Source organism: Falsiroseomonas bella, assembly GCF_003173615.1.
In the GTDB taxonomy this organism is placed as follows: domain Bacteria; phylum Pseudomonadota; class Alphaproteobacteria; order Acetobacterales; family Acetobacteraceae; genus Falsiroseomonas; species Falsiroseomonas bella.
Map to the genome: position 1 here is coordinate 190,168 of NZ_QGNA01000007.1, position 19,467 is coordinate 209,634.

The following is a 19,467-nucleotide window of genomic DNA, read 5'->3' on the forward strand; positions in this document are numbered from 1 at the left end:
ATGCTCACGGCTGCGGAGACCGGCCCCCTCCGAGGCCTGCGGGATCGAAGCGATCGGCCGCCTCCGTCAGCAGGTCATTGATGTGGCTCTGCAGGACGGTCTGCAGCAGATGCGGGTCGACGTTGAGCTCGGCGGCGATCAGACCCGAGACGCGGGCGGGCCAGTTCAGCAGCGCGTCGCGCATCGTGCTGCCGATCTCGTCGAGCGCAGCATTGGCCTCTGTGACGTCGAGCAGGCGGCGCTTGGTCTCGTCGAGCGAGAGACGCTGCGCTTCCACCTTCAGCGCGAGCTGCGCGACCTTGAGCCGGGCGAACGGCGTGCCGTCTGCGCCAGCACCGCTGGCCAGGGGCGAGCGGGCGGGATCGGCGGTTTCGGTCAGGCGGCGGCGGGTCTTGTCGATGTCCCACTGGCCGTCCGGTTCACGGGCGATGCGGCCCGCCCGTTCGGCCTTGTGGATGGCGGTGTCGCTGACGCCAAGGCGACGGGCGGCCTCGCGGGTAGATGGGGTCAACTCTGGCATGGCGGCGGACCTCCCGCCGCACGCATTCGTCGATCACGAAAGGCACGCTGAGCGCCAATTTCCGCGTGCGGCAGTTGACCTGCCGTGCAACATCATCGCGATCGCCATCATCATCGAAGGCCAACGACGATGCAGCAACCAGACGCACGGAAGGACATCGAGAAGATGGTCGAGGCGACCGCGAAGGCGATGGCGCTCGCTGCCCACCGCTGCGGTACGCCCCGCATGGTGAAGCTGTACCTCGATGATGCCAGAAAGGTGCTGCTTGGCGTTGCGAAGTCGGCGAAGCGCCAGACATGGACGATCGAGGAATTGCTTCTCGCGCTCGATCCGCCCAAGCCCAAGCTGAAGCCCTGGGAACGATACGCGGACCCGCCGCACCGCGACGGGCCCTGATTGCGTCAGCGAGGTATCAGCCTTCGATCTTGTAGATGGTGTAGCTGCCGCGCGCGCCTTCCTTGTTCGGCCCAACCTGGCGGATGCGCTCGGCGGCGACGACCGTGATTCCCTGGCGCTTCTTGAGACCGGCGAAGAATCCGCGCACCGTGTGCTGCTGCCAGCCGGTCGCCTCGCAGATCTGCGCGATGTTGGCGCCCTCCTCGCGGCGGAGCAGGGCGAGGACCTGCTCCTGCTTCGTGCCCTCCCGCGGCTTCCGCGGGGCGCCGGGCTCGCGCGCGACGCGGGCGGGCTTGCCGGCGAGCAGCGTGCGCAGGGCCTCCATCGGGGCGTCCAGGGCGCCGATCATGTCGCCCGCACGGTTCGCTTCGTCGTCCCAGGCGGCGAGGATGGCCGCGGCGGTGTCGCGCAGGCTGGCCCGCGGCGTCGCGGTGCCTGCCGCGAGGGCCTGGTCGAGCAGGGCGATGTCCTCCGCCAGGGGCGCGGCCTGGGCGGCTTCGGGCGTCGGGGCGTCCTGTGTGGCGGGCTCCACGGCCGGCGCCACCGTGGGCGCCGTGTCGGGCACACTGCCCTCGATGCCCGAGCAGTCGGGCTCACCGGCCCCCGCGTCACCCTCATTCGGGTCGATGCCGATGGCGCGCAGCCCCTCGTCGGTGATGCGCGCCACGATCCAGGTGCCGTCCTCGTCCTGCCGCCAGCCCAGCCCGACATGCTCGCGCGGGGCGTTGATCTCGGTCAGCAGGCTGTTCTTGATCAGGCTGCGGAAGACCGCGTTGCGGGCCGCGGCGGGCAGGGTCTTCGGCGCGCGGGCCAGGCCCATCTCGTGCTGAGCGGCGGCGCTGAGGATCACGCGCTGGGTGTCGGAAAGCTTGGTCATCGTGGTGGTCTCCGGTTCCGGGTGCCGGTCATCGGCCCCTACTGCCGGGAGCCCCGCCGGCAGCGCCGGTCGGGGCGGTGCGGGAGTGGCCCGCGTCGGGTTCCCATCGCAGCAAGCTGCGATGGGGCCCGTCATTCGGCCCATTCACCGCGCTTCAAGTAGGAGTCCGTCACCCGCGCCAGCAGGCTGTTCCAGTGCTGCAGGCTGGCATGCGCGCCCCAGAGCACCGTGTCGGGATCCGCGCCGAAGTGGTCCGCGCTCATCTGCTGAAGTTCGGCGACCATCGCGTCGAAGCGCGCCTTCTCGGCGAGGAAGGCTTCGAGGCTGCGCTCCTGATTGCGGGCGGTGCGGGTGGTGCGGTCGGTCATGGCGATCTCCGTCGTGGTGCATGGCATCCCCTGCGGGTGACGGACCATTCGCGCTGTGCCGCGCGCGAGCCAAGCAAGATGCAGCGTTATCTTGTTGCGATGATTAGGCTTTCTCGATCATCAATCGCGCCGCGGCGACATCGGCGAAAGTGCGGTCCTCGCCCTCCAGCACCGCCGCCTCGCCGGTCGCCTCCTGCCAGCGGCGGACGATCACATCGGCATAGGCGGGATCGATCTCCAGCAGCACGGCGCGCCGCCCCGTGCGTTCGGCCGCGATTATGGTGGTGCCCGAGCCGCCGAAGCAGTCCAGCACCGTGTCGCGCGGCTTGCTGCTGTTGCGGATGGCGCGCTCGACCAGCGCCACCGGCTTCATCGTCGGATGCAGATCGTTCCTGGCCGGCTTGTCGAAGTGCCAGACATTCCCCTGGTCGCGCGCGCCGCACCAGTAGTGCTGCGCCCCGGCCTTCCAGCCATACAGCATGGCTTCGAATTGCTGGTGGTAGTCGGCGCGGCCGAGCGCGAAGGTGTTCTTCGCCCAGATGATGGTGCTGGACCATTTCCCGCCCGCCTCCTGCCAGACGCGGTGCAGCGTCGGCCATTCGGAGGAGGACATGCAGACGTAGCAGGCGCCCTTGGTCACCGAGAGCAGGTTGGCCAGCGCGGGGCGCAGGAACTCGGGAAAGCCGCCGCCGAGCGCGTCGTTGGCGATGGTCATCTTCGCCGCGGTGCCGCCCTCGTAAGCGACATTATAGGGCGGATCGACGAAGCCCATGTCGGCCAGCTGGCCAGCACCGAGCGCGCGCTGCACGTCGACCAGCTTCGTCGCGTCACCGCAGAGAAGGCGGTGGTCGCCGCAGCGCCAGAGGTCGCCGGCGCGTGTGACCGGAACCACGGGCGGCGGCGGGGCGTCATCGGCATCATCGCCGAGGCCGGCATCGGCAGCTGCCAGCAGCCGGTCGAGCTCCATGCCAGAGAAGCCGAGCACGTCCAGGTCCACGACCGCCTCGTCGCGGATGCGGGCGATCTCGACGGCGAGCAGCGCCTCGTCCCATCCCGAGTTCAGCGCGATCTGATTGTCGGCCAGGCGCAGCGCACGCGCCTGCGCGGGCGAGAGATGGCCAAGCCGCAGCGCCGGGACCGATGCGAGGCCCAACTGCTTCGCTGCCAGGACGCGGCCATGGCCGGCAATGAGCACGCCTTCGGCGTCGACCAGCACCGGATTCACAAAGCCGAACTCGGCGATGGAGGCGGCGATCTGCGCGACCTGCGCCGGCGAATGCGTGCGCGCGTTCTCGGCGTAGGGCACGAGGGATGCGACCGGCAGCGCGGAAACCACGAGATCAAGCTGCATCGGCGGTGACCTCCATCCGCGCCGCGGCAACGGCGTCATAGTCGCGCCCGTCATCGGCCAGCGTCACCAGCAGGTCGGGATGCAGCATCCGCCAGCGCGCCACGGCCAGGTCGACATAGGCGGGCGCCAGCTCGATCGCGCACACGCGACGGCTGGTGCGCTGGCCCGCGAGGATGGTGGTGCCGGAGCCGCCGAACGGCTCGAACACCACCTCGCCCTCGTCGGTGTAGGCCCGCATCAGGAACTCCGGCAGCACGACCGGGAACACCGCCGGGTGCTCGGTCTCGATCCCCCGCCCCTTGTGGCGGGTCAGGCGCAGGACGTTGTCGGGGATCCGGAAGTCCTGCACCGGCAGGCCGGCATGCTGGTATTCCGAGATGGTGCCATCCGCCGCGCGCAGCCCGCTGCCCTTGTTCGGCGTGCCGGCCCATTTGCAGGGCACGATCTTGTTGGCCTGGCGCGACTGCCGGTTGAAATGAAAGACGAACTCGAAGGCCGGTGCGAGGCGACCGTTCCAGTCGCCCGGCAGGCCGGGCCCCTGATCCCAAGTGTAGAGGCCGAACCGGCGCCAGCCGCGGGCACGCATCCAGTCGAGCCAGGCCAACCAATAGGGCTGCCATTCATTGTCGCGGTGGATCAGGCCGAGGTTCACCAGCACCTGGCCGTCGGGTCGCAAGGCGGCGTCGAGATGCTGGAACACGCCCTGCATCAGGGCGTCCCAATCCGTGCCGCCGCCGGTGGTGTAGTCGCGCTGATTCCCATACGGCGGGGAGGTGAACAGCAGTGAGGCGCGGTCTTCGCCCATCACGCGCGCCATGCTGGCGGCATCCGTGCTGTCGCCGCAAAGCAGGCGATGCTCACCGAGCAGCCAGAGGTCGCCAGGGCGGGTGACGGCCTGGCGCGGCGGCTCCGGTTCGGCATCGGCGGGGTCCTCCGCCAGCGCCTCCTCCCCATTCGCCGCGCCAGCCGCACTGCCCTCCTCGGCGGGATCCGCGGACAGAGCCTCGGGCGCGTCGCCGTCGGACGCGGCATCTCCAGCCGCCGCGAGGATGTCCGCCAGTTCCGCGGCCGAGAACCCGAGTGCGCCAAGGTCGATGTCCGGCACTGCCTGCACCGCGGCCAGCGCATCACGCAGCAGCGCCTGGTCCCAGGTCGCATTCTCTGCGATGCGGTTGTCGGCGAGCCGCAGCGCCTCCTTCTGCGCCGCGGAGAGGTGCCGCAGCACGATCACCGGCACCTTCTGGATGCCGAGCGCCGTCGCGGCCTCGAGCCGGCCATGGCCGGCGATCAGCACGCCGTCCTCATCGACCAGCAGCGGGTTGGTGAAGCCGAAGGCCAGCATGCTGGCCTTGATCTGCTCCAACTGCTCGGGGCTGTGCACGCGGGCGTTGCCGGCATGCGGGCGCAGCTCCGCCACCGGACGCAGCACAATCTTCGCCGCCATCCAGGGGAGCGTCATGATGCCATCCGGTTTGCAGGTGGTTTGCAGGACCGCGGGGCGGCGTCGGTTTGCAGCTAACGATCTGAAACGGCTCGGAAAGGCTGCAAACTGCAAACCATATTTCCGGCCTGGCGCTAGCGATGTTGCGCGCTTCCGCCCCCCGCATACGCCAGGCCCAGGAAGGACCCTGCGGCTCGCGAGCCACTGTCTCGATGGAGCGACGCTGTGGCTGGCGAGCCGCGGTGCAGAAGGCTGCACCCGCAATTCATCATCGTGGGGAGAGTCTACGAGATGCGGATTCCGCTCCGCCAGCGGGTGAATTGTAACAGCGCGCTCAGCCCGCTCTGCACCCTACGCAGAGGTCTGGAGCAGCACGCCACGCCGGCTCTTCTCCGGTGCGAACACGACACCTCCACGCTCGAAGAGACGTTGGAGCGCGGCGAGGGTGATCGTGGGCAGCATGGTGTGGCCCGCCTCGAACATCTCCAGATCCAACACGGGAATGCGCGTGACGAACGCTACCTCAGCCGTGTCCAGATCGAGCAGCGTGCGTGCCTCGCGGCACAGCAGCGGCGTCAGGACAGGTTCCATACCGCCCGCGACCTCCCCCGCGCCCGAATTAGCCCTTCGCAGCCTTGCGCTTGGCCTTCTTCAGCCCGCCGAGCGCAGCCGCCTTCAGCGCGGGGCTCGCCTTGAACTTCACCGTTGCGCCCGCCTTCACCGCGACCTTCTCGCCCGTGCGCGGATTCAGCGCCGTCCGCTTGGCCGTCTCACGCACAGCGAAGGAGCCGAAGTCGGGAATGGTGAACCGCCCGCTGCTGACGATCTCGGCGCGGATCGCCTCGATGAGGTCTCCCGCCAGCTTCGCGGAAGCGACGCCCGACAACTCGGACGATTTCGCAATCACATCGGTCAGGAACTTCTTCGACATAGACTGGCATCTCCCTGAATGCTCTCCCGCCATAGCGAAGCCTGGGCGGCGTGTCAGCCATCGAGGCTTAGCGGCTACAGCGTGTCGCGCGCCCGCTGCACCGCATCCCGCGTCGCGACCAGTGCGGCCAGGGTGATGCCCGCCTGCTTCACCGCGGCGGCTTCGTCGGGATCGACGTAGGACACCTGTTCCTCAGCATCGACGACACCCGACGCCAGCTGCTCGTGCAGTTCGTCGAGCCGCGTCCTCACCTCATCGGGATCCGCGCCGGCCTCGCCGAGCCATTCGCCGACGATGAGTTCGACCTCACGCGCCATGCGGTTGGGCTGGCCCCCACGCGCCGCCATGGTCTGCAGGCGCACCAGCGCCGCATCGAGAGGGCGCATCGCCGCCCGCTGCCGTGCTGCCATCACCGTCCTCCTTCCTGGCCACGGCCCCTCTACCATGTTCTTGTATTGTTCTCATAGGGGCGATATGCGTCCGCATGCCCGATGGCGAGCCGCCCCGCCTCCCTCCGCCGTGGCTGAGCGTCTCGACGCTGGCCGCCGCGCGGGCTGCGCGGCGACCTCCCGATCCCTTCACCAGGGTCGACACCAGCAAGGCGGTGCACGACGCCATCCTCGCCCATCATCCCGCCCTGCCGTTCACGCTGATCGGCGAGGCCGCCGCCTTCGTGCTCGGCATGGAGTGACCCGTCAGGCGGCCCGCTGCCGCGGCACGAGGCCGTAGACCACCGCCAGCACGCCGAGCGCCGCCACCAACATGCCCTGGGCCTGCGCGTGGCCAACGCTGCGCCCACCCCAGCCCTGGCGCAGCGCCCATTCGCGCACGGAGTGCTCGAGGCCGACGACGTGCCAGGCGCAGGAGCCGGCTGCGCTCTCGAAGCCGCCCAGCGCCATCATGGCATGCGCGACCTGCTCGCGTGCTGCGACCTGGCGATCGGTGAGGGAATCACCGGAGCCGCCTGGAATGCGGATCAGCGGCATGGCACGCAGCTGGTCGAGCGCCGCAACGCGGAACTGCCGGCGGAACACGGCGCCTGCATCGTGCATCTCCTGCGTGATGGTACCGTTGGCCAGCATCTGGCCGAGGGTGTCGACTGTGCGGCGGTGCATGACCGGTAGGCCAGTCTCGGGATCGGCCTCGCGCACGGGTTCGCCGACCTGTCCATGCTGCAGCCGCCACTTGGACGGCTTCGCCAGATCCTCGCGCGACGTCTGCCGCTTCGTCTTCCGCTTACCGGCCATGCTGTCCCCCTCCGTTACGCGGCCCCCAGCGCCGCGTGGCTTCGTTGATGACGACCTGGCGCACCCAGTCGTCGGTGATGTCCTCGATCGCCAGCGAGACCACGCCCTGCTCGCGCCAGACGCGGCGGCGCAGGGCTTCCATCTCGGGGCTGCTCGTCGGGCTGTGCGCAAGGTCGAGGGACGAGCGCGGCGGGCACGGCGCACCAGGCAGCGTCATGGCCGCGCCTCCTGCCCTTGCGGATGAAGAGTCAGGTGACGGGGAGGTGCCGGAGGGAGGGTAACCTGCTGAAAGATATATAAATTCAACTCTTCAATACTATTCATCCCTATCTCTCCCCCTCCTTTCGTACGCGCGCGAGCCTCCCTCTCCCTTCGCGCCCGCGTGAAAGGTTGAAAAGTTGAGCAACTCGGCTTTTCAAGGACTTGCGGGAGGTCAGGCGGCTGCATCGGTCGACCCTTCAAGGCTGGATGCGAAAGTCAGCCATCCGGTCGGCGGCCCCTTCGTGTTGGGCACCTCCATGAGCTCGATCTGCTTGCTCTCCAGCAGCAGTGCCACCGCCTCGTCGCGCTCGCGCTTTGTCAGCGACTGCGTCTTCCGCGCGAACTGGCTGCGATTGATCCGACCCGCGGCGCGGATCACCTCGAGCACCTTCTTCACGCGACCTTCCGCCGGCGTGTCGGCCACACGCCGATCGGCTTCGCGCAGCATCGTGCTGATGCAGTGCTCGACCAAGGACGCCGCCCAGCTGACGTCACGGGCCTCGATGACCGGGCTTCCGGGATCGCGGCTGATCGCGACCAGCATGGCCAGCTTCGCCGCGTTCTCGGCGTGTCGGCCGAACAGGGCCGTGGCGTGCGTGCCGCGATGGGAACGCAGACGATCCGTTGCGTCCCGCCATACCGACGCCATGGCGGCTTCAGCCTCACCTGACAGCGGCACGGTGTAGGGCCGGATGGCGGCGTTCGGCTCCATGATGGCGGCGAGGTTGCCGCCATAGTCGTGGCCGGCCGCTCCGGCCGCGATCGCCTTCAGTGCGGCGACCAGGTCGGCGGGAGGATCCATCGGTGCCGGGCGCTCGCTGCGCTCCGGGTAGTCGTCGTCGGTCAGAAACACGAGGAAGCGCGCGAGCGAGCCATCTGCCATCGCGCCGCCTTCCAGCGCGGCCCAGAACGGTCCTGGCACGGTGACGCCCCACAGGCAGGCACAAGGCTGTTCGATGGTGACGCGCGGCCGCGACTTCTGGTCGGCGTATTCGGCGCCGATGTAGGGTTCCGCGGCGGAGGTGTAGAGCTTGGTGAGCTCGGACCAGATCGCTGCCTTGTGGAACGGGGCGCGGGGCCCGAGCACGAGTTTCACGAACTGACCGAACTCGTCGAGCAGGAACAGCCGCGCCGGATGCAGCTGCAGCGAGGAGAGCAGCCCCGCCGAGGAGGCGAAGTCCTCGCCGCCGAGATACCGCTCGAGGCCGGCGGCATGCAGCACGCGCTTTGCGCAGCGCCGCGCGTGATCCTTGCCACCGCCGCTGTCCGCGATGCCGATGGCGTAGACGTTGCTGCGCAGGTCCGTCGGCGTGCGGTAGCGACGCCCGGCGGCGGCGCCGATGAGGCAGAGCCCGGCGCCCAGCGCGAGGAAGGGCTGCGGGCTGACGGCCGTGCTGGTGGCGTAGTCGATGAACATCTTGAGCGCGCCGTCGACCTCGAGGAGTTGAGGTGGCACGCGATAGGGAGGCGGCGCCGGAGCGGGCGATGCATTCGTGTTCGCTGCCTTGGCCAGCAAACCTGCTGCGGGGTGCGGCTGCGCCGCGCGTTCGGCCGCCGCGGCATTCAACGTGATCTCCGGTGGCGGCACCCAACCGCGGTCGATCGCCATGGCATAGATGCTGCCGGCGCCGATGCTGTGCGGGCGAAGGGCGGCCCAGCGGCGTTCCGGCGTATCGCCTTTGCCCGACACCCCTGACTTCGAGGATTGCCGCGACCAGTCGAGCCAGAGCTGCCGGCCCTCCTCGCCGAGCGCGGCCTTGATTGCCGCCCCCATGGTGATCCAGGAGGCGCCGTCCAGATCCTCATTGGGGATGAACCGCAGGGCGGCCTCGATCGCGGCGAAGGTGCCGCGCGGATCGGACGGGCCCTGCCAGGTGCCCGGCGGCGCACTGTCGGCCATCAGCGTGCGCGGCCTCCGATCGGCCGGGATCAGGGCGTAGGCGCGGTCGAGCCAGGCGAGAGCCTGCTCCTCGGTGATGGAGGGCAGCGACGCCAGCGGGACGTCGAGCAAGTTATCTTGCGGCCAGGTGTAAGGCTGGCCGGTGCCGGGATGGATTGCGTGCGCGACGAATTGCTGCCCGCGCGCCAGCACCTCGAGGGGATGGCGCTTCCGGCCCGCGAAGGTGGCCTCCGCCCGATACACCAGAAGCCGCTTAGGCGCCTGGCCGATGCGCATGCAGGGCGTGTCGCCCAGCATCTCCGTCGCCAACTCGGTGAGCTGGATCGCCAACGCGGCATCGGTGACGTCGATGTCGAGCCCGACGATGGCACCGCAGGCGATGCCGACGCCGCACTCGGGCCAGCGCCGCCAGATGTCGATCTCGAACGGTTTCGACGGACGGTCGGCGTGTCGAGTCCAGTCGGGATAGGGCGTCCACTCCCCACCACTGAGGCGCCCCGGCAACTTCGCTCCGGGCATGATGGGAATGACGGCGTAGCCGTTGTCGGCCAGCCGTGCCCCATACTCCGCCATGAAGGAGACCTGCTCGCTCATGCGGGCAGCCCCTGCACCTTATGCAGCGCCTGGCTGATGGCGACCTGCTGTTCGACCAGGCAGTCGACATAGGCGCCGCAGATCGCCTCGATGAAGCCGCGCCAGTCCTCCTCGGACCAGCTCGCCATGTCGCTGCGGCCGACCGCCTCGATGAACTCGCCCGCGATCTCCCCGGCCCGGCGCATCGCCGCCATCTCCTGGTCGTTGGGGTCAACCATGCGGATCTCCGGCCAGAGGGACAGGCAGGTCAGCGAGCAGGATGGGACGGTCCAATGGACGCGGAGCGGCCGGTGCGGATGGAACCAATCCCAATGACCGGCAGGGCGCGTGCAGGTGCGGCATCTCACACGAACCTCGTTGCGACGATCTCGGTGTACTGTCCCGCGGCGCGAAGCTGGATGGCGATCGGCCGGCGCAGGGTGCTGGTGGCTGCCAGCGCCTCATCCACCGTCGCGGGCGGCGGGAGGTTCGCCGCGCGGCGCCGCCACCAGGACAGCGCCTTGTCGCGCGGATAGCCGGTATGCTCGAAGCAGACCCATTCGCTATGCGCGGAGATGCCGCAGTCATAGGTGACGCGCAGCGAGGCCGGCTTGCCTGGCTTCTCGTGCCGGGCGTAGCGGACCCCGGTCACCTCGCACCACGCGGCCTGCTCCTGGATCGACAGCAGCGCGTTCGAGGCGGCCTTTGCGGCGACCTTCACCTCGGGCGGCGGGAACTCGTGGTCGCAGGCAATGCAGCGCCGGACGCTGGCATGGTTGATGGTCTGGCACTCGGGGCAGACCTTGATCGGCGCCTCGCCGTCGCCGGCCGGCTCCTTCTTGCGGCCATCCACCTTGTCGATCGGTCCGTGCCGCGCGGTGTTGCCGGCGAAGTCGAGCACCAGGCAGTCATCCTTGCCCTCGGCGAGGCGGGTGCCGCGGCCGACCATCTGGACATAGAGGCCGACGCTCTTGGTCGGGCGCAGCAGGGCAATGAGGTCGGTACCCGGCGCGTCGAAGCCGGTGGTCAGCACGTTGGCATTGGTGACGCAACGCAGCCGTCCCGCCTTGAAGGCCGAGAGGATGCCGTCGCGCTCGGGCGCTGGGGTGTCACCGGTGACCGTCTCGCACGCGATGCCATGCTCGCGGATGGCGTCACGGACATGGCGCGCGTGGGCGACGCCGGAGCAGAACACCAGCCAGGAGCCGCGGCCCTCGCCGTGCTGGACGATCTCCTGCACCGCGGCGCGAGTGACTTCGTCGCGATCGACCGCGGCCTCGAGATCCTTGGCGATGAACTCACCGCCGCGGGTGCCGACACCGCCGACATCGAGCTGCGTCTCGGTGTGCTTCGGCACCACGGGGCAGAGATAACCCTGCTGGATCATCTCCAGCACCGGCACCTCGAAGGCGATGTCGGTGAACAGCCGATCCTTGCCCTCGTGCAGCAACCCGCTGTCGAGGCGGTACGGGGTGGCCGTGAAGCCCACGACTTTGAGCAGCCCGCCATTGATGTCGTTCAGCTGGGCGAGGAAGGAGCGGTACATGCCGCTGTCACTGCGGCCGAGGAGATGCGCCTCGTCGATCAGCACCAGGTCGCATTGCTGCACCTGCCGCGCGTGGCGATGGATCGACTGGATCCCCGCAAAGAGTACCTGGGCGCGAATGTCGCGGCGGGAGAGGCCCGCCGAATAGATGCCAGCCGGCGCCTCGGGCCAGGCGCGCAGCAGGGCGAGGAAATTTTGCTGGATCAGCTCCTTCACATGGGTGAGGACCAGGACACGGGTGTCGGCGTAGGCAGCGATCGCCTCGCGGATGAAGCCGCCGATGACGACCGACTTCCCCGTGCCGGTGGGCAGCACGACCAGCGGATTGCCGGTATTGCCGGCGAAATAGTCGTACAGCGCCTCGATGGCGGCGCGCTGATAGGGGCGCAGGGACAGGCTCATGCCGGCAGGCCCATGGCGCGGGCGGCGGGCTTGCTGAGCCACCGGCCAGCGAGACCACAGGCGCTGCAGGTCAGGCCATAAGGGTGCGGCCCTTTGCCGGGCCCGATCGCGTAGGCGTTGGTGCCGCAGCGGTTGCAGGGACCGTGTGGAACGAACTGGGACGCTGGTTCCTGCGGCACGCCGTCGCGCCACGCGCTGCCATCCAGCAGGCGGTAGCTGACCCAATCCTCGCCGGCGTCGACCTGCTCGCCCTGCACCAGGTCGGGAATGTAGAGATGCGCGGCGCAGCCGGCCTCCTGCTCCCGGCGAGTGACAGGCGTGCCGTGCCGCGTGCAGTGCCAACCGCCCTCGGCAACCGGCGAGGCGTGCAGGCAGGAGCGGCAGTGGCGTTCGGGTGCTGCGCCCTCGTGGCAGACGGCGTGATGGTCGCAGAAGCGGCATTCCCACCAGGCGGGATCCTCGCTGATCCGCGCTGGCGGGCGCCCCGCGCCGATCACCCGCTGCGCCTTCGCGACCAGCCGCAGTCCGGTCTCGGCATCGCGCCGGATGCGCTCCTGGTAGAGCTCATCCGTGTCCTTGTTCACCGCGAGATAGAAGGCGCGATCGATGGCGGCGAGATGCATGTAGGCCTGCATCTGCGCGAAGTGCAGCGGCTTGGCCTTCTCCACACCCTCCGCCGTGAGCTTGGCGAAGGATTTGGTGCTGTGCGTCTTGAACTCGACGACGTGCCAGGCGGAGGGCGCTTCAATGAAGCCTTTCGCCACGGCGTCCATGTTGCCGCCGAAGTGCCCGCTGCTATCGCGCAGCCGCCACTGGCGGCCGTTGTCGGGATCGACCTCCAGGACGGTGACGCCGATGCGCCGCAGATTGGCGACGAAACGCGCCTCGGCGAGATTGCCGGTCTCGAACAGGCGCAGCAGCCGCCCCGTGTGCCGCGCGCGGGACGCCCAGCGGAAGGAATACCAGAGGGCGCGCTCGCAGCCGGTGCCGATCAGGGAGGCACCGAGATGCTCGCGCCAACCGGCATCGGCGGTGGCCTCGTAGGCAGCGAAGATGGCATCGACGGTCGGACAGGAAGGGGGTGGCAGCGCGGCCATGACAGGTCCCATGTGCAAGAGGGAGCAGCCGGCGAGCAGCGCCCGCCGGCAGGAGGGTCAAGGACGGCGCGTGTCAGCCGGTCCGCCGCCAGGGCGGCACGGTGCTGTTGGCCGGGCGTGACGGCGCCGATGCCTGTGGGGCGGGAACGCTGGGCACCTGCGGCGGCGCCTGCGGGCGCGGCATGGGCCCCGCGGGGGCGGGGCGTGCTGCGGGACCGCCATCGGGACGTTCATAGCCGCCGATCCGGTTCCGGGCTTTCTGCCAGACCCCGTGTTTGTCGTTGCCCTCCGGCTCGTACTTCACCGTCACGCGCATGGGCTTGAAATGCAGCTGTTCGCTGTCCGACACCTGCATCTGGCCAGTGGCATGGCAGATCGCCGAGAGCGTGCGCTGTGCGATCTCCATGGTCTGGCTGTTCGGGTTCACCAGGTTCAGCTGGTCCCACAGCTTGCGATGGGCGTGCGGGCCGTCGAGGATCTCGAGGGTCAGCTTCAGCATCTGGCCATCGCCCGCCCGGGTCGCGGCCATCTCGCTCTCGACGATCTGTGCCCGGTACTTCCCCGCCGGGAGCGGCTCGAAGGGCTTCGCCGGCTCAACGCTGCCGGCGTCAAAGGTGCCATTGAGAAGGGCCATGGCTCAGCTCCTGTCGTCGGGGGTGGGGGTGGCAGCAGCAGCGCTACCGCCGGCGTAGAACGGGATGCCGGCGGCAAAGTCGGGCCAGGAGAGCGGCAGCGTCTCCGGCAGGCCAAAGCGGTTCTTGGCGAGGAAGGCCGGTCGTTCCACGGTGTGCAGCAGGCGGTCGCCGCCGCTGACGCCGCGCACGACCTTCTTGCCGAAGCCGGCATCCGACTTCAGGGTGGTGATGCGGTAGTTGGCAAAGAGCACGGCATCGACGTGCTCCTGCACCAACGCTGAGGCCCGCACGTGCAGCTTGGGTTGATAACGGTCGTAGGGCTCGGTTTCCGGGCTGTCGAAGCGCTTGATCTCTGCGTGGGCCAGCAGGATCACCGCCATGCCGCGCTCGTCGCGCAGCGCGTTCAGCCCCTCCAGGACCGCGCGCCAATTGTCGAGCGCGGCGAGATAGCCCTTACCGTAGCCGAAGGCCTCGATGTTCGGTTGGTTGTGCTGCTGCGCCGTGTGCTGCCAGATCAGCGGCTCCAGCCAGTCGAGGCTGTCGACCACGACGGTTTGGAACGTGTGGTCCTCGTCGTAGAGGCTGCCGATCGCCTGCATCACATCGTGGAAGCTGCGCAGCAGACCGAAGGTGGGCACGGCGATGCTGCCGAGCCCATCCTCGGTCTGCACGACGATCGGATTGGGCGCTTCGGTGGCAAAGGTGGTCTTGCCGATGCCGGCGACGCCGTAGCCGAGGATGCGCGGCGGACGGGTGTCACCACCTCGGCGCAGGGATGCGAGGGAGATTGCCATCAATGCATCTCCGGCTTCGTGTCGGGGCTAGCGGCGCGGGGATTGGCCTTGATCACGTCGACCGCGATCTCTCCACCGGCGCGGGCGACCGCCTCGGCAAAGCCGTCCAGGGTCTGCTCGAAGGCGGCGACGCCCTTGGCACGGGCGATGGCGTCGCCCGTGAGCGGGATCGCGACGCGGATGCGCAACTCGTGGGCCATGCTTACCACTCCACCTGTTCGAGGCTGTAGGACGGGCGGCCGGTGCCGACGGTGCGGGCGGGCTGGAACAACGCCTGCAACTTCGGCGGCCAGGCGGTGAAGCGGCTCTCGGCGACCTTGATCTCGGTCGCGACGTAGTCGTACGGATCCTCGCCCCAGCCCCGGATGGCCTCGACTGCGCCGGCGAGCCGCGCCTGGTCCCATTCCACGCGCTTGGGTAGGTCGGCGGTGATCTCGAAGCCGGCGTCGAGGAAGCGCACCCGGCCGGTGTCCTTGCCCTCGGCCTGACGGCGCTCGATGGCGATGGCGCCATAGCGGCGGTGCAGGGCATCGCTCAGCAGGTCCGACACATGCTTGGCGTCGGCGCGCAGCGCCGCGGCATCCTCCAGCAGCAGGGCGAGATGGGCGGGTGGCAGGCGGGCGGCCTGGCCGGCATCCATGCCGCGCAGATCAGCCAAGGTGGTTCGGTTGCTCATTCAGGGGGTCTCCGGCGCAGATGGGTCAGGGGATCGAGGCGAGGCCGACGGCCCAGCACAGGGCGAGGAAGCCACCGGCGAGGGCGGCGCCACCGGCGGCGGTGCGGGCGAGGTCGCGCGCACGAGCGAGGCGACGAGGGTGAGGAATGCAGCGGCTCATGCAGCCTCGCGCGCGATGGCGTCGGTCGGTGGGAGTGGGCCGTGCTCGGCGTCACGACGGCGGGCGCAGCGGTTGGCGTCGCCATCCGGCTCCGCCTGCACAGTGCTGAGGCTGACGATCTCCATCCAGACATGCATCGGCACCACCACCAGGGGTGTCGCGCGATCGCGCATCAGGAACAGCGCGTCGTTGCTGCCGAGCCAGCGCTCCAGCGTGCGGAATCCGCTGCCCTCGCCGCGCGCCTTCACCTCGGCCTTGAGCGGCTCGGCGCCGCGCACATAGAGGTCGACGTCGGCGCCGTTGCCGCGATAATGCAGCGCCCCCGAGAGCGGCACACGCTCGGCTCGGATGCCGCACTTGCGATGGAGATCGACGATAGCCCGCTCGCGGCGCAGCCCCTTGTCGCGGGAGGCCTTGCCCATCATGCGGCCTCCGCCAGCATCAACTGCGGAGCGGCCAGCGCGCGCGCGCTGCGGGCGCTGAGGGGACGCTTGCGAACCACCAGTAGATAGGCGAAGCACGCCTCGCCAATCCGGCGCTGCAGCAGGTCCGCCCAGCCCGCGACCGCCAGCCGCCAAGCCCGCGATGCAAGGGCGTTCAGCTCGTCGCGCTGCTCCGGCGTGAGCATGGTGGCGAGCCGGTCACGATCCCGCGCCAGCATCCCGATGTGGTAGACGATCGCCGTACCGGGCAGGGCGCTGGCAAGGCGGTCATGCAGTTCGTTCTCGGTGCTCACGGCACCGCCTCGAGTAGTGAACGGCGTCACGGTGGAGGAGGCTGGGTGCTCAATGCGCATCGACGCGGGTTCCTTTCTGCACATGGTCCGGCATCTCCTCTCTACGGATCGGGACGCGGCTTTTTCTCAGGGGGGTCGCAGCGCTCGCGGCGCGCGCCGAGGTGTCGCGCATCAGCCGCAGCCCGGCGGCGTGCAGCCAGCAGCGCAGCTCGGCCATCGTGCGGTAGAACGCAGCGCAGGATTCCGGTGACTGCCGCTGTGCGTCGGCGATGTCGTCCGTATTGCGGAGCAGCGCGAGCAGTCGGCCGCAGGGCGCGGGCATGTCGGCGCCGACGCGGGCGAGGTCGAGCCGCAGGTCGTGGTCGACCTCGTCGCGCTGCGTGACGGAGCTGCCCACCGGGAAAGCATCGAGATCGACGTGAACATGCGCAGGATGGACGCCGGCACGCTGCAGCCGGACGCGATCCGCGACCACGTGCCGGGCCAAGAGGGTCGCGAAAGCGTCCCACGGCGCACGTTCCGGCTCGAAGCGCGCGGCGCGCTCCAGCATGGAGAGCAGGATGTCCTGGCGCAGATCGTCCCGATCGCTGCGCGAAAGGCTCAGCCGACGGGCACCGCGGCACGCGTAACGGTGGGCGATGGCGATGCTGGCGGCGAGGCGGTCAGGGTCCCAGCAGGCAGGCTGAATTACGTGTCGGGGGGCTTGCGTGGCCATGTTGGTCTCCGGCGTCGGGTGGGGTGTTGCGACGCCGGGACCGGAGCACGGCCGGGGCAGATCAATTGAACAGCAAAGGCAGGAATTCCTGGTCAGCAATCTCGCCGAATTGCTGACCAACGGCCGAGGCCGGCCGATGCTGGGTTTCCTGGTGGCGGGGCGCCGGCCGCGAGATCGATGCGAAGATTTATTGACCGGATAATTGTCCGCGCGCTGGACTCAGCGCTGATGGAGAACATAAACAGAACATACGCCTTGCGCCGACGCATAAATCCCCCAGAGGCCCCGCCAATGTCTCTCGCCCTGTCCTATCCCCACGATCCCGCCACCGGCGTGCCGCGCCCCCTCGTTTCCGAAGCCGTCTGGGCGGTGGCCGCGCAGCTTCGTGCAGTCGTCGCCCGCGCCGCCTCGCCCTGGGCGCTGAGCACCAACGCCCTCGTGGCGGCCGTCGCGCAGTTGGAGGTGAACGGACGGCGCATCGCTTCGGCCTGGGATTTCGGCCAGCCTGTCCATGATACCTCGGGGCGGCAGGTGCTCGGGGTGTTCGAGACGGATCCCTCGACGCCGGGCCTCGCCCTGGTGTCCGTGAATCGCCGGCTGATCGGAGACCGGCCCGATCTCGAGCTCAGCACGGTGGCACATGAGGTCGGCCACATCGTGTTCGATGCGCCGCCCTCGGTCGCAGAACCGACGCGGCGGTACCGCTCCGTGACAGTCGGGCCGAACTGCCTGGACGGCGCCTCGGCGCGCGCGGAGCGACGCGCCAATGAGTTCATGGGCGCGTTGCTGGTACCGCCGCGGCAGCTGCACCTGCGGCTGGTGGCGCGAGCGCGAAGCGAAAGGCTTCCGATGGTGCATGCACCGCATCGCGGCCGGCCGGGCAGCCGTGTGCTGCCCGCCTCGACGCCGCCAGATGCGCTGGCCGGCCTGACCGCCGCGCTCGCCGGCGATTTCGGCGTGTCGGATCGGTTCATCGCGGTCCGGCTGCGGCGCTACCGGTTGATTGCGGGAGATGTGCCGTGAGCTTCGGCGGCGTCATTCGCGAGCGGCGCATCGCGCTCAACATCGGGCTGGTCGATATGTCGGAGCGCCTCGGCATCTCCGCCCCCTACCTCTCCCGCATCGAGCGCGGGCTGGAGAGCCCGCCGCGGGATGAGCTGATCGAACGCGCGGCGGCGATCCTCGGGCTGCAGATGGACGATCTGTTCGTAGTGGCGCGGCGCCTGCCGCCGGATATGCGCGACGACATGGAGAAGGTGGTACGCGCCTACCGACGGCTACGCGCAATCGGGGGCCGGTGACGCCATGGCGCGCATGTTCTCGCGGAAGCCATACTACATGCTGGCCGAGGTATGCGATCGCTGGTCGCTGAGCATGGCGGACATCACGGCCTATGCTCTTGAGGGCGAACTTGTCGTCTCGATCGCCGTCGGCGGCCTGCCCTTCGCGGTGAGCGACATCGATCATGAGGACAATGGCCGTCCGTTTCACGTTCCCTGCGGCAAGCGCTGGCATGTCGGCACGATCGATCTGCACAGGATCGAGGCCTTTGCGGTGCTCGAAGGCCGTGAGGCGGCTGTTGGCCGGTTCCTCTCTCCCACCGGGGAACTGCTGGAGCCGCTGGGCGAGAAGGACGAGCACGCACACATCCTCGTCAAGCAGGATATCTTGGTGGTGCGGCATGCCGAGCTCGAGCGCTTCGAGGCGGCGCACGCGAAGCTGCCGCCGCTGGAGCACGCCGTGCGCAGCCCGACGGCGCCGGAGCGCCGCCGCGGCCGTGGCGCGCCGGTGAAGTATGATTGGGAGGGCGCGCTCTCCGAGGTGATCGTCATCGTCAACGACGAGGGCGTGCCGCCGACGCAGGAGGAGATGATGGACAAGGTGCGGGACTGGTTCGCCAGGACCGTGGGGCAGGACAACGTCCCCTGCGACACCTCGATCAGGAACCGGGTGAGCCGCTTCTGGAACCGGATCAAGCCGGATGTCGGCCGGCCCTCGGCGCTGCGCAGCATCCATGACCTGCCGACTGCTCGACCGCCTGAGAAAAAGCGCCGCGCTGGACCGTAAAGGGGAGGCAGGACAATGCGTGCTGGATCACGATGCCCCTGCCGAACCCGACCAATCACCATCTCCCGCCCCATCTCCGCGAGGTCTGCGACCTCCTCGCCCGCGGCCTGGTGCGGCTGCGCAGCCGCACTGCCGAGGATCTCGCGCGGGATGCCGCCCAGGTCGAGGAGCATGGAGACGTTCGCCTACACTCGACCGCCAGGCAGCGCCGTCATGCGAACCCCAGGAGAAAGGGAGTCGCATGACCCGACGATCGACCGCGAAGGCGAGGCAGCACGATGCTGCGCCGCCGGCGCCCACCATCCCGAAGATCCCGACGACCCAGGTGCTGCCGCGCCTCGCGGCGCTGAAGACCGCGACGATTGCGCAGCTGAAGCAGCAGTGGCGAGAACTGTTCGGGAAGGAGCCACCGCCGTTCAGCCGCAGCTATATCACCAGCCGGCTCGCCTATCGCATCCAGGAACTCGCCTATGGCGGCCTGAAGCCGGAGACGCGGGCACGCCTCGAGGCACTCGGTGAGCAATTGGACGGCGGCAACGTCGTGCTCCGACGCATCCGTGCCGATAGCCGGCCACTGCCCGGCACGCGGCTGATCCGCGAGCATGATGGCGTGCAGCATGTCGTCACCGTCCGTGCCGATGACTTCGAGTATGAGGGGCGGCCGTATCGGTCGCTGTCTGCCATCGCCCGGCACATCACCGGCACGCGGTGGAATGGCTGGGCGTTCTTTGGCCTGCGCCAGCCGGGGGGTGGCGCATGAGGCGGAAGGCACCC

At 69.1% G+C, this 19,467-nt stretch carries 27 protein-coding genes; 6 read left to right on the forward strand and 21 right to left on the reverse strand.

Annotation, left to right across the window (positions count from 1 at the left end; all coding sequences use genetic code 11):
• Positions 1–4: 4 nt before the first annotated feature.
• A complete protein-coding gene (locus DFH01_RS25785; protein WP_109873401.1) occupies positions 5–520 on the reverse strand; it encodes a MerR family transcriptional regulator in 516 nt (171 codons plus the stop codon).
• Positions 521–685: 165 nt separating this feature from the next.
• Here DFH01_RS25785 and DFH01_RS25790 point away from each other — a divergent pair, with 165 nt between their 5' ends.
• Complete coding sequence (locus DFH01_RS25790; protein WP_109873402.1) at positions 686–916, forward strand: hypothetical protein; 231 nt, start codon at positions 686–688, stop codon at positions 914–916.
• Between the two features lie 16 nt (positions 917–932).
• On the opposite strand, the gene DFH01_RS28565 is transcribed toward DFH01_RS25790, so the two are convergent.
• The 7 genes from DFH01_RS28565 to DFH01_RS25825 form a co-directional block, all read right to left on the reverse strand.
• Positions 933–1,793 (reverse strand): DUF3489 domain-containing protein, encoded by an 861-nt coding sequence (locus DFH01_RS28565; protein ID WP_199231413.1) that lies wholly within the window; start codon positions 1,791–1,793, stop codon positions 933–935.
• A 131-nt stretch (positions 1,794–1,924) separates the two neighbouring features.
• Positions 1,925–2,161 (reverse strand): hypothetical protein, encoded by a 237-nt coding sequence (locus tag DFH01_RS25800; RefSeq protein ID WP_109873403.1) that lies wholly within the window; start codon positions 2,159–2,161, stop codon positions 1,925–1,927.
• 103 nt (positions 2,162–2,264) lie between these two features.
• Positions 2,265–3,512 (reverse strand): site-specific DNA-methyltransferase, encoded by a 1,248-nt coding sequence (locus DFH01_RS25805; RefSeq protein WP_109873404.1) that lies wholly within the window; start codon positions 3,510–3,512, stop codon positions 2,265–2,267.
• Positions 3,502–4,971, reverse strand: coding sequence for a site-specific DNA-methyltransferase (locus DFH01_RS25810; RefSeq protein ID WP_109873405.1), 1,470 nt, complete (start codon positions 4,969–4,971; stop codon positions 3,502–3,504). The genes DFH01_RS25805 and DFH01_RS25810 overlap by 11 nt, the downstream gene beginning before the upstream one ends.
• 333 nt (positions 4,972–5,304) lie before the next feature.
• Positions 5,305–5,544 carry a transcriptional regulator gene (locus tag DFH01_RS25815; RefSeq protein ID WP_109873406.1) on the reverse strand — a complete coding sequence of 80 codons (240 nt, stop codon included), beginning with the start codon at positions 5,542–5,544 and terminating at the stop codon, positions 5,305–5,307.
• Between the two features lie 28 nt (positions 5,545–5,572).
• The gene (locus tag DFH01_RS25820; protein WP_109873407.1) at positions 5,573–5,884 is read right to left on the reverse strand and encodes an HU family DNA-binding protein; all 312 of its coding nucleotides are present in this window, start codon (positions 5,882–5,884) and stop codon (positions 5,573–5,575) included.
• A 74-nt stretch (positions 5,885–5,958) separates the two neighbouring features.
• Positions 5,959–6,294: a hypothetical protein gene (locus DFH01_RS25825; RefSeq protein ID WP_109873408.1), complete on the reverse strand. Its 336-nt coding sequence runs from the start codon at positions 6,292–6,294 to the stop codon at positions 5,959–5,961.
• 74 nt (positions 6,295–6,368) lie between these two features.
• On the opposite strand from DFH01_RS25825, the gene DFH01_RS25830 reads away from it, so the two are divergent.
• Positions 6,369–6,575: a hypothetical protein gene (locus DFH01_RS25830; protein ID WP_109873409.1), complete on the forward strand. Its 207-nt coding sequence runs from the start codon at positions 6,369–6,371 to the stop codon at positions 6,573–6,575.
• Positions 6,576–6,579: 4 nt separating this feature from the next.
• Here the strand turns inward: DFH01_RS25830 and DFH01_RS25835 are convergent, their stop codons facing one another.
• The 13 genes from DFH01_RS25835 to DFH01_RS25895 all read right to left on the reverse strand — a co-directional run bounded on the left by DFH01_RS25835 (position 6,580) and on the right by DFH01_RS25895 (position 16,626).
• A complete protein-coding gene (locus tag DFH01_RS25835) occupies positions 6,580–7,131 on the reverse strand; it encodes a hypothetical protein (protein WP_109873410.1) in 552 nt (183 codons plus the stop codon).
• The gene (locus DFH01_RS25840; protein WP_109873411.1) at positions 7,121–7,348 is read right to left on the reverse strand and encodes a hypothetical protein; all 228 of its coding nucleotides are present in this window, start codon (positions 7,346–7,348) and stop codon (positions 7,121–7,123) included. The genes DFH01_RS25835 and DFH01_RS25840 overlap by 11 nt, the downstream gene beginning before the upstream one ends.
• A 216-nt stretch (positions 7,349–7,564) precedes the next feature.
• Positions 7,565–9,886, reverse strand: a complete 2,322-nt coding sequence (locus tag DFH01_RS25845; RefSeq protein ID WP_109873412.1) for a bifunctional DNA primase/polymerase — start codon at positions 9,884–9,886, stop codon at positions 7,565–7,567.
• Positions 9,883–10,104 (reverse strand): DUF6511 domain-containing protein, encoded by a 222-nt coding sequence (locus DFH01_RS25850; RefSeq protein ID WP_109873413.1) that lies wholly within the window; start codon positions 10,102–10,104, stop codon positions 9,883–9,885. The genes DFH01_RS25845 and DFH01_RS25850 overlap by 4 nt, the downstream gene beginning before the upstream one ends.
• A gap of 125 nt (positions 10,105–10,229) precedes the next feature.
• Entirely contained in the window at positions 10,230–11,813 is a 1,584-nt protein-coding gene (locus tag DFH01_RS25855) for a DEAD/DEAH box helicase (protein ID WP_109873414.1), read from the reverse strand.
• Entirely contained in the window at positions 11,810–12,910 is a 1,101-nt protein-coding gene (locus DFH01_RS25860; RefSeq protein ID WP_109873415.1) for a PD-(D/E)XK nuclease family protein, read from the reverse strand. The genes DFH01_RS25855 and DFH01_RS25860 overlap by 4 nt, the downstream gene beginning before the upstream one ends.
• 73 nt (positions 12,911–12,983) lie before the next feature.
• Complete coding sequence (locus DFH01_RS25865; RefSeq protein ID WP_109873416.1) at positions 12,984–13,544, reverse strand: DUF669 domain-containing protein; 561 nt, start codon at positions 13,542–13,544, stop codon at positions 12,984–12,986.
• Positions 13,545–13,547: 3 nt separating this feature from the next.
• A complete protein-coding gene (locus DFH01_RS25870) occupies positions 13,548–14,339 on the reverse strand; it encodes an ATP-binding protein (protein ID WP_109873417.1) in 792 nt (263 codons plus the stop codon).
• A complete protein-coding gene (locus DFH01_RS25875) occupies positions 14,339–14,539 on the reverse strand; it encodes a hypothetical protein (protein ID WP_109873418.1) in 201 nt (66 codons plus the stop codon). The genes DFH01_RS25870 and DFH01_RS25875 overlap by 1 nt, the downstream gene beginning before the upstream one ends.
• Before the next feature lie 2 nt (positions 14,540–14,541).
• The gene (locus DFH01_RS25880; protein WP_109873419.1) at positions 14,542–15,015 is read right to left on the reverse strand and encodes a hypothetical protein; all 474 of its coding nucleotides are present in this window, start codon (positions 15,013–15,015) and stop codon (positions 14,542–14,544) included.
• A 156-nt stretch (positions 15,016–15,171) separates the two neighbouring features.
• Entirely contained in the window at positions 15,172–15,597 is a 426-nt protein-coding gene (locus tag DFH01_RS25885; protein ID WP_233256294.1) for a hypothetical protein, read from the reverse strand.
• A complete protein-coding gene (locus tag DFH01_RS25890; RefSeq protein WP_109873420.1) occupies positions 15,597–15,911 on the reverse strand; it encodes a hypothetical protein in 315 nt (104 codons plus the stop codon). Before DFH01_RS25890 ends, DFH01_RS25885 begins: the two co-directional genes overlap by 1 nt.
• Before the next feature lie 49 nt (positions 15,912–15,960).
• Positions 15,961–16,626, reverse strand: a complete 666-nt coding sequence (locus tag DFH01_RS25895) for a sigma factor (protein WP_109873421.1) — start codon at positions 16,624–16,626, stop codon at positions 15,961–15,963.
• Between the two features lie 228 nt (positions 16,627–16,854).
• Between DFH01_RS25895 and DFH01_RS25900 the strand changes: the two genes are divergently transcribed.
• From DFH01_RS25900 to DFH01_RS25915, 4 genes are all read left to right on the forward strand, one after another.
• Positions 16,855–17,649 carry an ImmA/IrrE family metallo-endopeptidase gene (locus DFH01_RS25900; RefSeq protein ID WP_233256295.1) on the forward strand — a complete coding sequence of 265 codons (795 nt, stop codon included), beginning with the start codon at positions 16,855–16,857 and terminating at the stop codon, positions 17,647–17,649.
• Positions 17,646–17,927 (forward strand): helix-turn-helix domain-containing protein, encoded by a 282-nt coding sequence (locus DFH01_RS25905; RefSeq protein WP_109873423.1) that lies wholly within the window; start codon positions 17,646–17,648, stop codon positions 17,925–17,927. Before DFH01_RS25900 ends, DFH01_RS25905 begins: the two co-directional genes overlap by 4 nt.
• Positions 17,928–17,931: 4 nt before the next feature.
• Positions 17,932–18,693, forward strand: coding sequence for a hypothetical protein (locus tag DFH01_RS25910; RefSeq protein WP_109873424.1), 762 nt, complete (start codon positions 17,932–17,934; stop codon positions 18,691–18,693).
• A gap of 241 nt (positions 18,694–18,934) precedes the next feature.
• Complete coding sequence (locus DFH01_RS25915; protein WP_109873425.1) at positions 18,935–19,453, forward strand: DUF2924 domain-containing protein; 519 nt, start codon at positions 18,935–18,937, stop codon at positions 19,451–19,453.
• Positions 19,454–19,467: the final 14 nt, after the last annotated feature.

Coding starts and splice junctions, on each gene's coding strand:
- DFH01_RS25815 (WP_109873406.1), bottom strand. CDS start 5,544: ATGGAACCTGTCCTGACGCCGCTGCTGTGCCGCGAGGCACGCACGCTG.
- DFH01_RS25800 (WP_109873403.1), bottom strand. CDS start 2,161: ATGACCGACCGCACCACCCGCACCGCCCGCAATCAGGAGCGCAGCCTC.
- DFH01_RS25830 (WP_109873409.1), top strand. CDS start 6,369: ATGCCCGATGGCGAGCCGCCCCGCCTCCCTCCGCCGTGGCTGAGCGTC.
- DFH01_RS25910 (WP_109873424.1), top strand. CDS start 17,932: ATGGCGCGCATGTTCTCGCGGAAGCCATACTACATGCTGGCCGAGGTA.
- DFH01_RS25855 (WP_109873414.1), bottom strand. CDS start 11,813: ATGAGCCTGTCCCTGCGCCCCTATCAGCGCGCCGCCATCGAGGCGCTG.
- DFH01_RS25840 (WP_109873411.1), bottom strand. CDS start 7,348: ATGACGCTGCCTGGTGCGCCGTGCCCGCCGCGCTCGTCCCTCGACCTT.
- DFH01_RS25790 (WP_109873402.1), top strand. CDS start 686: ATGGTCGAGGCGACCGCGAAGGCGATGGCGCTCGCTGCCCACCGCTGC.
- DFH01_RS28565 (WP_199231413.1), bottom strand. CDS start 1,793: ATGACCAAGCTTTCCGACACCCAGCGCGTGATCCTCAGCGCCGCCGCT.
- DFH01_RS25785 (WP_109873401.1), bottom strand. CDS start 520: ATGCCAGAGTTGACCCCATCTACCCGCGAGGCCGCCCGTCGCCTTGGC.
- DFH01_RS25880 (WP_109873419.1), bottom strand. CDS start 15,015: ATGAGCAACCGAACCACCTTGGCTGATCTGCGCGGCATGGATGCCGGC.
- DFH01_RS25900 (WP_233256295.1), top strand. CDS start 16,855: ATGGAGAACATAAACAGAACATACGCCTTGCGCCGACGCATAAATCCC.
- DFH01_RS25850 (WP_109873413.1), bottom strand. CDS start 10,104: ATGGTTGACCCCAACGACCAGGAGATGGCGGCGATGCGCCGGGCCGGG.
- DFH01_RS25870 (WP_109873417.1), bottom strand. CDS start 14,339: ATGGCAATCTCCCTCGCATCCCTGCGCCGAGGTGGTGACACCCGTCCG.
- DFH01_RS25835 (WP_109873410.1), bottom strand. CDS start 7,131: ATGGCCGGTAAGCGGAAGACGAAGCGGCAGACGTCGCGCGAGGATCTG.
- DFH01_RS25875 (WP_109873418.1), bottom strand. CDS start 14,539: ATGGCCCACGAGTTGCGCATCCGCGTCGCGATCCCGCTCACGGGCGAC.
- DFH01_RS25820 (WP_109873407.1), bottom strand. CDS start 5,884: ATGTCGAAGAAGTTCCTGACCGATGTGATTGCGAAATCGTCCGAGTTG.
- DFH01_RS25915 (WP_109873425.1), top strand. CDS start 18,935: ATGACCCGACGATCGACCGCGAAGGCGAGGCAGCACGATGCTGCGCCG.
- DFH01_RS25825 (WP_109873408.1), bottom strand. CDS start 6,294: ATGGCAGCACGGCAGCGGGCGGCGATGCGCCCTCTCGATGCGGCGCTG.
- DFH01_RS25845 (WP_109873412.1), bottom strand. CDS start 9,886: ATGAGCGAGCAGGTCTCCTTCATGGCGGAGTATGGGGCACGGCTGGCC.
- DFH01_RS25885 (WP_233256294.1), bottom strand. CDS start 15,597: ATGGGCAAGGCCTCCCGCGACAAGGGGCTGCGCCGCGAGCGGGCTATC.
- DFH01_RS25860 (WP_109873415.1), bottom strand. CDS start 12,910: ATGGCCGCGCTGCCACCCCCTTCCTGTCCGACCGTCGATGCCATCTTC.
- DFH01_RS25865 (WP_109873416.1), bottom strand. CDS start 13,544: ATGGCCCTTCTCAATGGCACCTTTGACGCCGGCAGCGTTGAGCCGGCG.
- DFH01_RS25895 (WP_109873421.1), bottom strand. CDS start 16,626: ATGGCCACGCAAGCCCCCCGACACGTAATTCAGCCTGCCTGCTGGGAC.
- DFH01_RS25805 (WP_109873404.1), bottom strand. CDS start 3,512: ATGCAGCTTGATCTCGTGGTTTCCGCGCTGCCGGTCGCATCCCTCGTG.
- DFH01_RS25810 (WP_109873405.1), bottom strand. CDS start 4,971: ATGACGCTCCCCTGGATGGCGGCGAAGATTGTGCTGCGTCCGGTGGCG.